Source organism: Citrobacter sp. CF971 (assembly GCF_006385635.1).
Taxonomy (GTDB): Bacteria; Pseudomonadota; Gammaproteobacteria; order Enterobacterales; family Enterobacteriaceae; genus Citrobacter; species Citrobacter freundii.
The window spans coordinates 1,334,031-1,347,088 of the sequence record NZ_CP041051.1 but is presented as its reverse complement, the minus strand read 5'-3'; the positions used below and the strand labels follow the sequence as shown (position 1 = coordinate 1,347,088).

The window sequence follows — 13,058 nt, the reverse complement described above, 5'->3', positions numbered from 1 at the left end:
GTGTGTGGATAGTAAAGTCTGTATAATACCCATAATTTAGACCGGAAGCAGCACACTTTGCGAGGTGATCACAGCTTGCGGTTATGCTATAACACACCCCTAACTCTGACCCTTGACGGGGTCGAAGCACCAATCTATCGGAACAGGATGCAAAAATGGTTACTTTCCACACTAATCACGGCGATATCGTAATCAAAACGTTTGATGATAAAGCGCCTGAAACAGTTAAAAACTTCCTGGACTACTGCCGCGAAGGTTTTTATAACAACACCATTTTCCACCGTGTTATTAACGGTTTCATGATCCAGGGCGGCGGTTTCGAGCCAGGCATGAAGCAAAAAGCCACGAAAGAAGCGATCAAAAACGAAGCGAACAACGGTCTGAAAAACACCCGTGGTACGCTGGCAATGGCGCGTACTCAGGCTCCGCACTCCGCAACCGCACAGTTCTTTATCAACGTTGCTGACAACGACTTCCTGAACTTCTCCGGTGAAAGCATGCAGGGTTGGGGTTACTGCGTGTTCGCTGAAGTTGTTGAAGGCATGGACGTGGTTGATAAAATCAAAGGCGTTTCCACCGGTCGCAGCGGTATGCACCAGGATGTGCCAAAAGAAGACGTTATCATCGAAAACGTGACCGTCAGCGAGTAATCGTGGCGACACTGTTTATTGCAGATCTTCATCTCTGCACAGAAGAACCGGCGATCACCGCCGGTTTTCTGCGTTTTTTAGCCGGCGATGCACGCAATGCCGATGCGCTATACATTCTCGGCGACCTGTTTGAAGCCTGGATTGGCGACGACGACCCGAATCCACTGCATCATGAAATGGCCGCAGCGATAAAATCACTGGCTGATTCCGGCGTTCCCTGCTTTTTTATTCACGGCAACCGTGATTTTCTGCTCGGTAAACGTTTTGCCCGTGCGAGCGGCATGACCTTGCTTCCCGAAGAAAAAGTGCTCGACTTGTATGGCCGCAAGGTTCTGATCATGCATGGCGACACCTTATGCACCGACGACGCAGGCTATCAGGCGTTTCGCGCCAAAGTACATCAACCCTGGCTACAGAAGCTGTTTCTCGCCCTGCCCCTGTTTGTTCGCCAGCGCATTGCCGCAAAAATGCGCGCCAACAGTAAAGCCGCCAACAGCAGTAAATCGCTGGAAATCATGGATGTGAATCCGCAGGCCGTGATTAACGAGATGGAAAAACATCAGGTCCAGTGGTTAATTCACGGACATACACACCGTCCGGCTGTCCACGAACTCACGGCCAATGAGCAACCCGCTTTCCGCATGGTATTAGGCGCATGGCATACCGAAGGCTCAATGGTGAAAGTCACGCCCAGCGACGTTGAGCTAATCGCGTTTCCGTTTTAATTCTGCAGATATCCAGTTCCTCTTTACACAAAACTATCCGAGTTGCATCGAGGCGGCAAATCTGTGAGTCCCCGGGAGCTTACAAAAGTAAGTGACTGGGGTGAGCAGATGCAGCCAACAAAGAGGCAGCTTGAAGAGTGAAGTGTAAAGCGCGCAATCGTTTTCCTTGAAGGTTAATTATGCTATTCTCTGTGGCCTCAAAAGTCGAGTGTAGTGCACCACAGGAGTTTTCAGACGCATGTCTTCCCGCAATAATCCGGCGCGTGTCGCCATCGTGATGGGGTCCAAAAGCGACTGGGCTACCATGCAGTTCGCCGCCGAAATCTTCGAAATCCTGGACGTTCCGCATCATGTTGAAGTCGTCTCCGCCCACCGCACCCCAGACAAATTGTTCAGCTTCGCCGAAAGCGCTGAAGAGAACGGTTATCAGGTGATTATTGCCGGAGCCGGTGGCGCAGCGCATTTGCCTGGCATGATTGCGGCGAAAACGCTGGTGCCAGTTCTCGGCGTTCCGGTGCAAAGCGCAGCGTTGAGCGGCGTAGATAGCCTCTACTCCATTGTTCAAATGCCTCGCGGTATTCCCGTTGGAACACTGGCGATCGGCAAAGCGGGTGCGGCCAATGCGGCCCTACTGGCAGCGCAAATTCTGGCTACACACGACAAAGAATTACACCAGCGTCTGGACGACTGGCGCAAAGCACAAACCGATGAGGTACTGGAAAACCCGGACCCGCGAGGTGCGGCATGAAGCAGGTCTGCGTACTCGGTAACGGTCAGCTAGGACGCATGCTGCGTCAGGCCGGCGAGCCGCTGGGCATTGCGGTCTGGCCCGTCGGGCTGGACGCTGAACCGGCTGCTGTCCCTTTTCAGCAAAGCGTGATCACCGCTGAGATTGAGCGCTGGCCGGAAACGGCACTCACCCGCGAACTGGCGCGCCACCCGGCATTTGTTAACCGCGACGTCTTCCCGATTATTGCCGACCGTCTGACGCAAAAGCAGCTTTTTGACAAGCTCGGTCTGGCGACTGCGCCGTGGCAACTGCTGGCAGATAAAAGCGAATGGTCTGCGGTATTCGACAAACTCGGCGAGCTGGCGATCGTCAAACGTCGCGTCGGCGGCTACGACGGTCGTGGGCAGTGGCGTTTGCGCGCAAATGAAACCGCACCACTGCCGGATGATTGCTATGGCGAGTGCATCGTCGAGCGGGGAATCAACTTCTCTGGCGAAGTCTCACTGGTTGGCGCTCGGGCGCATGACGGCAGCACCGTTTTCTATCCGCTAACCCATAACCTGCATCAGGAGGGCATTCTGCGCACCAGCGTGGCGTTCCCGCAGGCTAACGCCAGACAGCAGGCACAGGCTGAAGCGATGCTCTCCGCCATCATGCAGGAGCTGGGCTATGTCGGCGTGATGGCGATGGAATGTTTCATCACTCCGGAAGGTCTGCTGATCAACGAACTGGCTCCGCGCGTGCACAACAGCGGACACTGGACGCAAAACGGCGCCAGCATCAGCCAGTTTGAGCTGCACCTGCGCGCCATTACCAACCTGCCGTTACCTACGCCGGTGGTGAATAATCCTTCGGTGATGGTAAACCTGATTGGTAGCGACCTGAACTACGACTGGCTGAAGCTACCGCTGGTACACCTGCACTGGTATGACAAAGAAGTGCGTGAAGGGCGTAAGGTGGGTCACCTGAACCTGAGCGACAGCGATACCGCGCGCCTTAGCGCGACACTGGAAGCGCTTATCCCCCTGCTGCCGCCGGAATATGCCAGCGGTATTATCTGGGCGCAGTCAAAGCTGAAATAAGCCATTAATGCCGGGGAATGGATTTTATCCTTCCCCGGCCCCTCCCCTGGCGCGTAAAATCCCCTCCATTGCTGTTTTGTATTTTCAGGATCAAACATGAACGATGGAACGGACTATCGCGCAATTCTGCTCGCCGGTACGCCTTTAATCGATGTACGCGCCCCCGTCGAATTTCAGCAGGGCGCCATGCCGGGCGCAATAAACCTTCCCTTAATGAACGATGACGAACGTGCTGCCGTGGGTACCTGTTATAAACGTCAGGGGCCTGAGGCCGCCCTCGCGCTCGGCCATCAACTGGTCTGTGGCGAGACTCGCCAGCAACGCATGAAGGCCTGGCTTAATGCCTGTCGTCAAAATCCTGCGGGCTACTTATGCTGCGCGCGCGGCGGCCAGCGTTCGCACATTGTGCAGCAATGGTTGCACGAGTCCGGTACTGACTACCCGCTAATACAAGGCGGTTATAAAGCATTGCGTCAGGCGGTGATTCAACTGACTGAAGAGTTGGTGCAAAAACCGATCGTCTTAATTGGCGGCTGTACCGGGAACGGTAAAACGCAGCTGGTGCAACAGCAGCCAAACGGTGTGGATCTCGAAGGTCTGGCGCACCATCGCGGTTCCTCGTTTGGTCGCACCGTTGAGCCGCAGCTGAGCCAGGCAAGCTTTGAAAACCTGCTGGCGGTCGAAATGCTGAAAACCGACAGCCGTCAGGATCTGCGTCTGTGGGTACTTGAGGACGAAGGCCGCATGATCGGCGCTAATCATCTGCCCGAATGTTTGCGCGAACGCATGAGCCAGGCCGCTATTGCGGTGGTGGACGATCCTTTTGAGCTACGGCTGGAGCGGCTGCGCGCAGAGTATTTTGTGCGCATGCACCACGATTTCACTCACGCTTATGGCGAGAGTCAGGGCTGGCAGGAGTACAGCGAGTATCTGCACCACGGTCTGTTTGCTATCCGCCGTCGTCTTGGTTTGCAACGTTTTGCCGAGCTGACCACCCTGCTCGACGTGGCTCTGCGCGAACAGCAGGCAACGGGCAGCACCGACGCGCATATGAGCTGGCTGGTACCGTTGCTCAACGAGTATTACGACCCGATGTATCGCTATCAGCTGGAAAAGAAAGCCGCGAAAATCGTCTTTCGCGGCTCATGGCCGGAGGTGGCTGACTGGCTTAGCGTACAGTAATCAATGTCTGTCGCGCTTGTCTGCGCGTTTCGCCAACCAGTCGCCCAGCACCTGAACGACCTGCACCAGAATAATCAGCGCCACCACGGTGACGATCATGACCTGGGTTTCGTAGCGGTAATAACCAAAGCGAATCGCCAGGTCGCCGACTCCACCGCCGCCAACGATACCGGCCATTGCGGAGTAACCGATCAGACTCACCAGCGTTATCGTCAGCCCACGCAGCAGACCCGCGCTCGCCTCCGGTAACAGAACGGTGCAGATGATGCGCATCGGGCTGGCGCCAAACGCTTCCGCCGCCTCGATAATGCCTTTATCGACTTCACGTAACGCGCTATCAACCAGACGGGCATAGAAAGCAATTGCTGCTACCGACAGCGGAACCGACGCCGCGATGGGTCCAATGGTATTGCCGAGCAAAAACTGGGTTAGCGGCAACAACAGAACCAGCAGGATCACAAACGGCACCGAGCGGATAATATTCACCAGCACGGAGCTGAGCAGATACACAAAACGGTTCTGCCAGAATAAATGCCGGTCGGTAACGAAAATAAGAAAACCGAGCGGCAGACCGCCAATAATCGCCAACAGCGTAGAGATGCTCAGCATCTGGAAGGTTTCATTAAACGCCAGCGTCAAATCAGGCAATAAATCATCCACGAATCACCTCCACCTGTGCAGTACGTTGACGAATATGTTCCACGGCGACATCCACCGCAGAAGGGTTATGCGGCGCGGTCAGTTGCACCACCAGAATCCCCAGCGCACGTTCGCCGATATATTCAATTTTGCCGTGCAGAATGTTCACCGCCACGCCAAATTTAACCGCCACTTCTGACAACACCGGCTGTTCTGCCGAATCACCGATGAACAGAATTTTTAGCAACTGGCCAGGCAGATGCTGGCGCAGACGGTCGGGTAACGTCAGATTGAGGGTATGCGACACCAGTTGCTGAGTGAAAGCGTGCTGCGGGTGAGCAAAAACATCAAACACCTCGCCAGACTCCACTACCTTGCCACCGGACATCACCGCCACGCGATCGCAAATGGATTTGATCACGTTCATCTCATGGGTGATCAGCACGATCGTGATCCCTAACTGTTGGTTGATCTGCTTTAGCAACGTCAGAATCGTGGCCGAGGTTTCCAGATCCAGCGCGGAAGTGGGTTCATCACACAGCAGCACATCCGGGTGATTGGCAATTGCGCGGGCAATACCCACACGCTGCTTTTGCCCACCACTGAGCTGAACCGGGAAGCGGTTCGCCTTGTCTGACAGCCCCACCAGCGACAGGATTTCGCTCACGCGCGGGCCAATTTTACTGCGTTCCCATCCGGCAGCCTTCAGGCTAAAGGCGACGTTTTGCGCCACGGTACGGGTATGCATCAGATTAAAATGTTGAAAAATCATCCCGATACGCTGACGGGCTTTACGTAGATGCGCGCCTTCCAGTGCGGAAATTTCTACGCCGTTCACCTTAACGCTTCCCTGGCTCGGACGCGTTAAGGCGTTCAGGGTGCGCAGCAGCGTACTTTTTCCCGCGCCGCTGGTCCCGACAATGCCAAATATCTCACCTGCGCCAATGCGCAAGCTAACGTCATCAACCGCCCGGGTTGATGCTCCACGGCCTGCGCTAAAATCCACGCAAACTTTCTCAATCTCAATCATAGCCACCTCAGAAATGCGAAAAGGGCAGTCGTCGCTGCCCCTGTTAACCCTTGTGCGCAGCGATTATTGGGCTGCCGACATCCATTCCGGTTTCTGGAAGGCGCTGTAGATATTTTGCGGATCGTCGATCACCGCACGATACGCCGGAGATTTCACCGCCTCGACAATATCTTTCGCAAATGGTTTATCCGCATCTTCACTGCGTACCGCGATGATATTTTTCAGATTTTCGTCCAGGTGTTCCTGCTTGATGGCGCTGGCGAGATCCAGTTTCGCCGCTACGGCAAAGTTGCCGTTGACCAGCGCACCGGTCACACCGTCCAGCGTACGCGGCAGCTGTGCCGCTTCCAGCGGTTTAAACACCAGCCCTTTCGGGTTGCTGGCAATATCGCGCTCGGAGGCTTTAGTTGGATCGATGTTATCTTTGATGGTGATAAGGCCAATAGACTGCAGGAAACGCAGACCGCGAGCCAGGTTGGTGGGATCGTTGGAAAGCGTGATCACATCCCCTTTTTTCAACTCATCCAGGCTTTTGATTTTATGTGAGTAAAAACCCATCCCGGCCGTCGGGACCACAATCAGCTTGCTCAGCTTCAGGCCTTTATCGGCGGTGAATTTGTCAAAGTAGAGTGAATGCTGGAACAGGTTAGCATCGATGCTGCCATTGGAGAGCGCCATGTTAGGCTGCACGTAGTCGCTGAATTCGCGCACTACTACCTTATAGCCTTTCTCTTTCAGCGTAGGGGCAATGGCTTGTTTTACCATATCGCCGTACGGCCCAGGTGCGACGCCAAATACGATGGTGTGCGGATCACTGTTCGCATGAGCAAATTGTAATCCACAGGCCAGTAACAGCGCCCCGGTCGCGACGCGTAAACTCTGACGCAATCCCATAATCTCTCCATTTTAACGTTGTGGTGTCATGTCTCACGCCGTTCTTGCGGCGTTGTTCTTGTTGGCCTGTTAACAGGCTGATTGTTAACATGACACAGATCACAACCTGCTGTCCTTGAAATTATTTCATGATGTTGCAGAGTGTGTTTTTAAATGTGAGAAGGCATGAAAAAGCCGGATGTCGGCACAAGTGCCTTATCCGGCCTACAAATAACGCGATCCCCCTGCTCTCGTAGGCCCGATAAGCGCAAGCGCATCGGGCGGCAGGCGTTCGATTAGAAGTCGTAACGCAGACGCACCAGGTTCATGTCGCCCAGATTGTCGGTGCTGGAGGTGAAGACGTGTTCGTAATCCACACGGAAACCGTAATCCAGCTGGAAGCTGATACCCACACCGTTGTCGGTACGCAGGTAGTTACGGCCATTCACGTATTCAATACGATCGCCCATAAAGTATGGCTGCACGGATTTCAGCGCATACTGGCCAACCGGGAAGGTGTATCCCGCAAAGTATTCCAGACCCCAGGCGTCACCGGCAAAATAATCATTAACAGAGACTTTTTTGGTGGTCATGAAGTTTTGATACCAACCGCCGCCCAGCGAGAAAGTCCAGTTGTCCGGTTTCCAGCTCAGCGCAGTACCGACGATGTTTTGATCGTAGGTTTTGCTGGTGTTGCCACGCATTTCCGCGCGGGTGTAGTTCCACGCCGTACCCCAGGTCAGGTCATCGGTGATGTGATAATCCACACCCAGGGAGCCGCCGCCTTTACGTTTGTAGCGCAAACCGTTGTTCGGGTTGTAGTCATCGCTGAACAGATAAGACGCGTAAAGATCAACATCGCCTACCGTATTTTTATACTTCAGTGACTTACGTGTACGATAGGAACCGTCGTAGTCGCCATTGATACCGTTACCTGGCGCCTGGCCGATCATGTCGTAGTCCCAGATATCCGTTTTCGCGCCCACCACATCATAGTAAATGCTGTTCTGTTGACCGAAGGTCAGCGTACCCCAGGTCGCGCTCTTCAAACCGGTGTACAGCATACGACGCGTAGTATCGTTGGCGCCGTTAGCATAGTGATTGTCCCAGTTGAACATCGCCGGGAAGTTAACGCCCAGCTCGTAATAGCTCACCCAACTGATGTCATCAAACAGATAGTAGTCAGCAGCGAAGCGGAAACGCGTTCCACCGTCGAAGCCATTACGTTTGTAGCCATTCTTACCATCGTCACCGGCCATATTCTGGAACTGCGGACGAATACTCCCGCCGACGGTGAAATTAAGACGGCTCAGCGGGTTGCCCGCCTGCGGATCTTGTTTCAGGACCGTGATTTCCGCCTGGGAGGCGAAAGTCGTTAATGCCACTGCTGCGCCGATCGATACCGCCAGCGCCGTTTTTTTTATAGTCATTATTTGTACCTTGATAGATAGCCTGCCAATTATTCAGCATACAAATATTAACGTTTATTAATACACTCGTGTTGTCGGGTTTTTATTGTTCTGTGCTGTTAAATATCAATGAGTTATCATTTTGTGCTACATAGATAAAAAACGCACCGATTTAAAAAAACCGGTGCGTAATCATCACGAATATGAATTAACTGCTGAACTGACGGAACAGCGCTTTGCCTTTAAGAAGACGTGAACCGAGCCATCCGCCGCAGAGAGAGAGCAGCAATGCCCCACAAAGCGGCAACACAACCCACAGCCGCCAGTCTGGCTCCCAGGGGAAATCAAACACGCGGGTTTGCAGCACCGCCAGCGCAGTTTCCGCCCCGATGGCCGCCACCAGTCCGGCGACCATCCCGAGCATCGCGAACTCGCACCACAGCGTGGTACGCAGCAGCTTCTTACCCGCTCCCAGCGTGCGCCAGACCACCAGTTCCTGATGACGCTGACGCATCCCGACCTGCACCTGCGCCAATAGCAGCAACATACCGCAAGCGGTGACCAGCACTACCATCACCTCCAGCGCGCGGCTCACCTGCTCCAGCACCTGACTCACCTGTTTGAGAATGGCACCAATATCCAGCAGGCTGATAGTCGGGAATTCGCGGTTAAGCTGCGTCAGCATGCCGTTGCCGTTCTCCCAGCGAAAGCTGGTTAACCAGCTTTGTGGCTGAGCATCCAGCGCGCCAGAAGGGAAGATAAAGAAAAAGTTTGGTCGCAGGCTTTCCCAGTCCACTTTGCGCAGACTGCTGACCGTGGCGCTGAAATCCTGGGTATCCCCCATAAAGGTCACCCGATCGCCAAGCTTAACGCTCAGTCGTTTCGCCAGCCCCTCTTCCATCGACACTTCGCCCGCTTTTGGCGGCCAGCTCCCGGCAACGATCGGGTTATGATCCGGGCGGGTATCCTGCCAGGTCAGATTAAGCTCGCGGTTCAGCGCTTCATCCTGATTGCCTTCGGTCGATTTATCATTGATCGCCGTCAGACGGGCCCGCACTATCGGGTAGAACGACTCTGGGATCACCTGATGCTCAGCAAGGAAAGCCTTCAGCGGAGCCACCTGCTCAGTGGCAATGTTGATCAGAAAATAGTTTGGACTTTCCGGCGGCATTTGCTGCTGCCAGCGGTCGAGGAGATCGCCGCGCAGCACCAGCAACAGCGCCAGCAGCATAAAGGACAGCGAAAATGCCGACAGTTGACTCAGCGTTGACCACGGCTGGCGCAACAGCCGGCTGACCGCCAAACGCAGCGGCAGCGAGGTCAGCGTCAGACCACGCAGCAGGTTAAGCAACATCCAGCCCAACACGCCGCACAGCAGCGCCAGCACCACAGCCCCGGCCAGTACCGCCCACAGCAGCATACTTCCGCCCATCAATCCGGCCAGCAGCGCAACCACAACTATCGTTGCTACGGGCAGATAGACCTTAAGCGGCCAGACGTTTGCCACCACGTCGCGACGCAGTACCCGCAGCGGCTGCGTCGCCAGCAGCAGGCGATAAGGGCGTAGCCCCACCAGCAGAGAAATGACGGTCATCGTACCGAGTGCCCACAGCCACGGCCACAGGCTGGCGGGCGGCAGCTCACCGGGCAGAACTGGCTTCAGTAATACCACCAGCACCCGCTCAAATAACAGCCCGAACAGCCCGCCGGTCACGCCAGAAAGCGTCAGCACCATCAGCCACTGGCCGATAATCAGCTTGCGCAGCTGCGCCCTGCCCGCGCCGAGCGTTTTTAATATCGCCACCAAATCGTAACGACTGCGACAGTAATGATTCATCGCCACGGCAACGGCAGCAACCGCCAGCAGTAGCGTTAACAGTGCCGACAGCAGCAGGAACTGTTGCGAACGCTCCAGTGATTTCCCCAACGCCCCTTCATCCTGCTCCAGCCCATACCAACGCTGTTCTGGCTTTAACTGCGGAAGCAGCCATTTTTCATAGGCTTCCAGTTGCTGTGGCGTACCACCAAATTTATAGCGCCAGGTCACACGACTTCCCGGCTGGACCGCCGCCGTTTTTTCGACATCCGCCATGTTCATCATCAGGCGCGGCGCTATCTGGAAGGGATTAAAACCGGAATCCGGTTCCTGCACCACTTCTCCGGCGATGCGCAGGGTGGCATCGCCAACGTCGATGGAATCACCGATTTTTAAGTTGAGTAGCGCCATCAGACGCGGGGCCAACAGCACTGAGCCCGGCTGCGGTTTCAGCCCCGGCGGATTGGTTTGCAGCGTGCCGTACATCGGATACACATCATCCACTGCCTTGACGTTCGCCAGTTGAGGCGTATCCCGGGCAAAGGTCATGGTGGCAAAGGTTAGCTGTTCACCCACCTTCAGACCACGCTGTCGCGCCTCGTCAATCCACGCTTTCGGCACAGCGCGCGAACTTTGCAGCGACCGGTCCCCCGCCATAAACTCACGGCTTTGCTGGCTCAGCCCTTTTTCCATGCGATCGCTGATATTGCCCAGCGCCAGTACACAGGCCACCGCCAGGCTTAACGCCAGCCAGACAATCAGTAATGAAGGCGAGCGCCATTCGCGCCAGAACCAGCGTGCAATCATGCCTCCTCCTGCAACTGTCCGTTCACCAGGCGTAAACGCCTATCGCAACGCGCCGCCAGCTGCGGGTCATGGGTCACCAGAATCAGGGTGGTACCGTGTTCCCGGTTCAGAGAAAACAGCAGGTCGGCGATTTTGTCTCCGGTCTGGCGGTCCAGATTGCCCGTTGGTTCATCGGCAAACAGCACGTCAGGGCGTCCGTTAAACGCCCGTGCCAGCGCTACGCGTTGCTGCTCCCCGCCGGAAAGCTGGGCCGGAAGATGATCAAGACGTTTTCCCAACCCCAGTTGCTCCAGCAGCGTTTTTGCCCCGTCACGACTTTTTCCGCTATTTTCGCCGCGTAGCAGCGCGGGCAGTTCGACGTTTTCCAGCGCGTTGAGGGTTGGAATTAACATGAATGACTGGAAGACAAAACCCACGTGCCGCGCCCGCAGCTGCGCCCGGGCTTCTTCGTCCATAGTGTGCAGTGCCTGCCCCACCAGGCTGACTTCACCACTGGTGCCATCGTCCAGCCCGGCGAGGATCGCCAGCAGCGTGGATTTCCCCGATCCCGACTCGCCAATCAACGCAATGGTCTCGGCGCGTTTGACAACCAGTTCAACTCCGGTAAGGATGGATAGCTCTTGATCACCCTGACCGACGGATTTCTTAAGATGATGAACTTCAACAATGTTTTCCGCTGGCATTGGCCTTTCCTGTTCCTGGTCCTGTTAACATTCCGCGCCGCCGCTGCGGACACGTTATTAATTCTGGGTGACAGCCTGAGCGCCGGATACCGTATGTCCGCCAGCGCCGCGTGGCCTGCGCTACTTAATGATAAATGGCAAACCAAAACGCCAGTGGTGAATGCCAGCATTAGCGGCGACACCTCGCAGCAAGGTCTGGCCCGTCTGCCTGCATTACTCAAGCAGCACCAGCCGCGCTGGGTACTGGTCGAACTTGGCGGTAACGATGGCCTGCGCGGATTTGCGCCTGCGCAAACCGAACAAACCCTGCGCACGATTCTGCAGGATGTGAAAGCGGCAAATGCCGAACCGCTGCTGATGCAAATTCGTCTGCCAGCAAACTATGGTCGCCGTTATAATGAAACCTTTAGCGCGATTTATCCAAAACTCGCCAAAGAGTTTGATATTCCTCTGCTGCCATTTTTTATGGAAGAGGTTTATCTGAAACCCCAGTGGATGCAGGATGATGGTATTCATCCTAACCGTGACGCTCAGCCGTTTATTGCCGACTGGATGGCGCAACATCTCACACCTCTAGTAAATCATGAGTCGTAATGCTACGGAGATCCTGACAGGTAAAGTTATGCAAAAATCGGTCTTAATAACAGGATGTTCCAGCGGAATCGGTCTGGAAAGCGCGCTTGAACTAAAGCGCCAGGGTTTTCAAATTCTGGCAGGATGTCGCAAACCTGACGATGTCGCGCGTATGAACAGTATGGGATTCACTGGCATATTGCTGGATCTGGATTCCCCCGAAAGCGTGGATCGTGCCGCCGATGAAGTGATCGCCCTGACCGATAATCGTTTATATGGGATCTTTAACAACGCCGGATACGGTGTCTATGGTCCCCTGCCCACCATCAGCCGTGAACAGATGGAACAGCAATTTTCCGCCAACTTCTTTGGCGCACATCAGCTTACCATGCGCCTGTTGCCCGCTATGCTCCCTCACGGCGAAGGACGTATCGTGATGACTTCATCAGTGATGGGATTGATCTCAACGCCAGGACGCGGCGCCTATGCCGCCAGCAAATATGCGCTGGAAGCCTGGTCCGACGCGCTGCGTATGGAACTGCGCCACAGCGGGATTAAGGTCAGCCTGATTGAGCCCGGCCCCATCCGTACCCGCTTTACCGAAAACGTCAACCAGACCCAGAGCGATAAGCCCGTCGAGAACCCCGGCATTGCCGCGCGTTTTACGCTGGGACCAGAAGCGGTTGTCGCCAAAGTACGTCATGCATTTGAGAGCGATAAACCGAAGCTACGTTATCCGGTAACGCTGGTGACCTGGGCAGTGATGCTACTTAAACGCCTGTTGCCAGGCCGCATAATGGACAAAATTTTACAGGGTTGAGTTGAAGCACGCGCGTCAGCCCCCATGTAACAAGAAATC

13 protein-coding genes are annotated in these 13,058 nt (G+C 55.1%); 7 read left to right on the top strand and 6 right to left on the bottom strand.

Going from position 1 to position 13,058, the window contains the following annotated elements:
* The first annotated feature begins 155 nt into the window (after positions 1-155).
* The 5 genes from ppiB to mnmH all read left to right on the top strand — a co-directional run bounded on the left by ppiB (position 156) and on the right by mnmH (position 4,369).
* The gene (gene ppiB, locus E6P06_RS09885; RefSeq protein WP_003021875.1) at positions 156-650 is read left to right on the top strand and encodes a peptidylprolyl isomerase B; all 495 of its coding nucleotides are present in this window, start codon (positions 156-158) and stop codon (positions 648-650) included.
* Between the two features lie 2 nt (positions 651-652).
* Positions 653-1,375 (top strand): UDP-2,3-diacylglucosamine diphosphatase, encoded by a 723-nt coding sequence (gene lpxH, locus E6P06_RS09880; protein ID WP_057101251.1) that lies wholly within the window; start codon positions 653-655, stop codon positions 1,373-1,375.
* Positions 1,376-1,613: 238 nt separating this feature from the next.
* Positions 1,614-2,123 carry a 5-(carboxyamino)imidazole ribonucleotide mutase gene (purE, locus tag E6P06_RS09875; protein ID WP_057101250.1) on the top strand — a complete coding sequence of 170 codons (510 nt, stop codon included), beginning with the start codon at positions 1,614-1,616 and terminating at the stop codon, positions 2,121-2,123.
* The gene (gene purK / locus E6P06_RS09870) at positions 2,120-3,187 is read left to right on the top strand and encodes a 5-(carboxyamino)imidazole ribonucleotide synthase (protein WP_057101249.1); all 1,068 of its coding nucleotides are present in this window, start codon (positions 2,120-2,122) and stop codon (positions 3,185-3,187) included. Before purE ends, purK begins: the two co-directional genes overlap by 4 nt.
* A 96-nt stretch (positions 3,188-3,283) precedes the next feature.
* Positions 3,284-4,369 carry a tRNA 2-selenouridine(34) synthase MnmH gene (gene mnmH / locus E6P06_RS09865; RefSeq protein ID WP_139935170.1) on the top strand — a complete coding sequence of 362 codons (1,086 nt, stop codon included), beginning with the start codon at positions 3,284-3,286 and terminating at the stop codon, positions 4,367-4,369.
* Here the strand turns inward: mnmH and E6P06_RS09860 are convergent, their stop codons facing one another.
* The 6 genes from E6P06_RS09860 to ybbA all read right to left on the bottom strand — a co-directional run bounded on the left by E6P06_RS09860 (position 4,370) and on the right by ybbA (position 11,626).
* A complete protein-coding gene (locus tag E6P06_RS09860) occupies positions 4,370-5,029 on the bottom strand; it encodes a methionine ABC transporter permease (protein WP_003021866.1) in 660 nt (219 codons plus the stop codon).
* Complete coding sequence (gene sfbB / locus E6P06_RS09855) at positions 5,022-6,038, bottom strand: virulence-associated ABC transporter ATP-binding protein SfbB (protein WP_049002187.1); 1,017 nt, start codon at positions 6,036-6,038, stop codon at positions 5,022-5,024. Before sfbB ends, E6P06_RS09860 begins: the two co-directional genes overlap by 8 nt.
* Before the next feature lie 63 nt (positions 6,039-6,101).
* The gene (locus tag E6P06_RS09850) at positions 6,102-6,932 is read right to left on the bottom strand and encodes a MetQ/NlpA family ABC transporter substrate-binding protein (protein WP_003021862.1); all 831 of its coding nucleotides are present in this window, start codon (positions 6,930-6,932) and stop codon (positions 6,102-6,104) included.
* Between the two features lie 275 nt (positions 6,933-7,207).
* Positions 7,208-8,341 carry a porin gene (locus E6P06_RS09845; RefSeq protein WP_003021860.1) on the bottom strand — a complete coding sequence of 378 codons (1,134 nt, stop codon included), beginning with the start codon at positions 8,339-8,341 and terminating at the stop codon, positions 7,208-7,210.
* A 187-nt stretch (positions 8,342-8,528) separates the two neighbouring features.
* Positions 8,529-10,943, bottom strand: a complete 2,415-nt coding sequence (gene ybbP / locus E6P06_RS09840; protein WP_049002184.1) for a putative ABC transporter permease subunit YbbP — start codon at positions 10,941-10,943, stop codon at positions 8,529-8,531.
* The gene (gene ybbA, locus E6P06_RS09835) at positions 10,940-11,626 is read right to left on the bottom strand and encodes a putative ABC transporter ATP-binding protein YbbA (RefSeq protein ID WP_048233212.1); all 687 of its coding nucleotides are present in this window, start codon (positions 11,624-11,626) and stop codon (positions 10,940-10,942) included. Before ybbA ends, ybbP begins: the two co-directional genes overlap by 4 nt.
* Between ybbA and tesA the strand changes: the two genes are divergently transcribed.
* Together tesA and E6P06_RS09825 are read left to right on the top strand one after the other, a co-directional pair.
* Positions 11,594-12,220, top strand: coding sequence for a multifunctional acyl-CoA thioesterase I/protease I/lysophospholipase L1 (tesA, locus tag E6P06_RS09830; protein ID WP_003847506.1), 627 nt, complete (start codon positions 11,594-11,596; stop codon positions 12,218-12,220). The two genes, ybbA and tesA, sit on opposite strands and share 33 nt — an antisense overlap.
* Complete coding sequence (locus tag E6P06_RS09825) at positions 12,210-13,019, top strand: SDR family oxidoreductase (RefSeq protein WP_085954042.1); 810 nt, start codon at positions 12,210-12,212, stop codon at positions 13,017-13,019. Before tesA ends, E6P06_RS09825 begins: the two co-directional genes overlap by 11 nt.
* Positions 13,020-13,058 lie beyond the last annotated feature (39 nt).

Bases quoted from the DNA above. Each gene is read 5' to 3' on its own strand.
- E6P06_RS09825 (WP_085954042.1), top strand. From the start codon at position 12,210: ATGAGTCGTAATGCTACGGAGATCCTGACAGGTAAAGTTATGCAAAAA.
- ppiB (WP_003021875.1), top strand. From the start codon at position 156: ATGGTTACTTTCCACACTAATCACGGCGATATCGTAATCAAAACGTTT.
- ybbP (WP_049002184.1), bottom strand. From the start codon at position 10,943: ATGATTGCACGCTGGTTCTGGCGCGAATGGCGCTCGCCTTCATTACTG.
- purE (WP_057101250.1), top strand. From the start codon at position 1,614: ATGTCTTCCCGCAATAATCCGGCGCGTGTCGCCATCGTGATGGGGTCC.
- ybbA (WP_048233212.1), bottom strand. From the start codon at position 11,626: ATGCCAGCGGAAAACATTGTTGAAGTTCATCATCTTAAGAAATCCGTC.
- E6P06_RS09845 (WP_003021860.1), bottom strand. From the start codon at position 8,341: ATGACTATAAAAAAAACGGCGCTGGCGGTATCGATCGGCGCAGCAGTG.
- tesA (WP_003847506.1), top strand. From the start codon at position 11,594: ATGATGAACTTCAACAATGTTTTCCGCTGGCATTGGCCTTTCCTGTTC.
- purK (WP_057101249.1), top strand. From the start codon at position 2,120: ATGAAGCAGGTCTGCGTACTCGGTAACGGTCAGCTAGGACGCATGCTG.
- E6P06_RS09850 (WP_003021862.1), bottom strand. From the start codon at position 6,932: ATGGGATTGCGTCAGAGTTTACGCGTCGCGACCGGGGCGCTGTTACTG.
- sfbB (WP_049002187.1), bottom strand. From the start codon at position 6,038: ATGATTGAGATTGAGAAAGTTTGCGTGGATTTTAGCGCAGGCCGTGGA.
- mnmH (WP_139935170.1), top strand. From the start codon at position 3,284: ATGAACGATGGAACGGACTATCGCGCAATTCTGCTCGCCGGTACGCCT.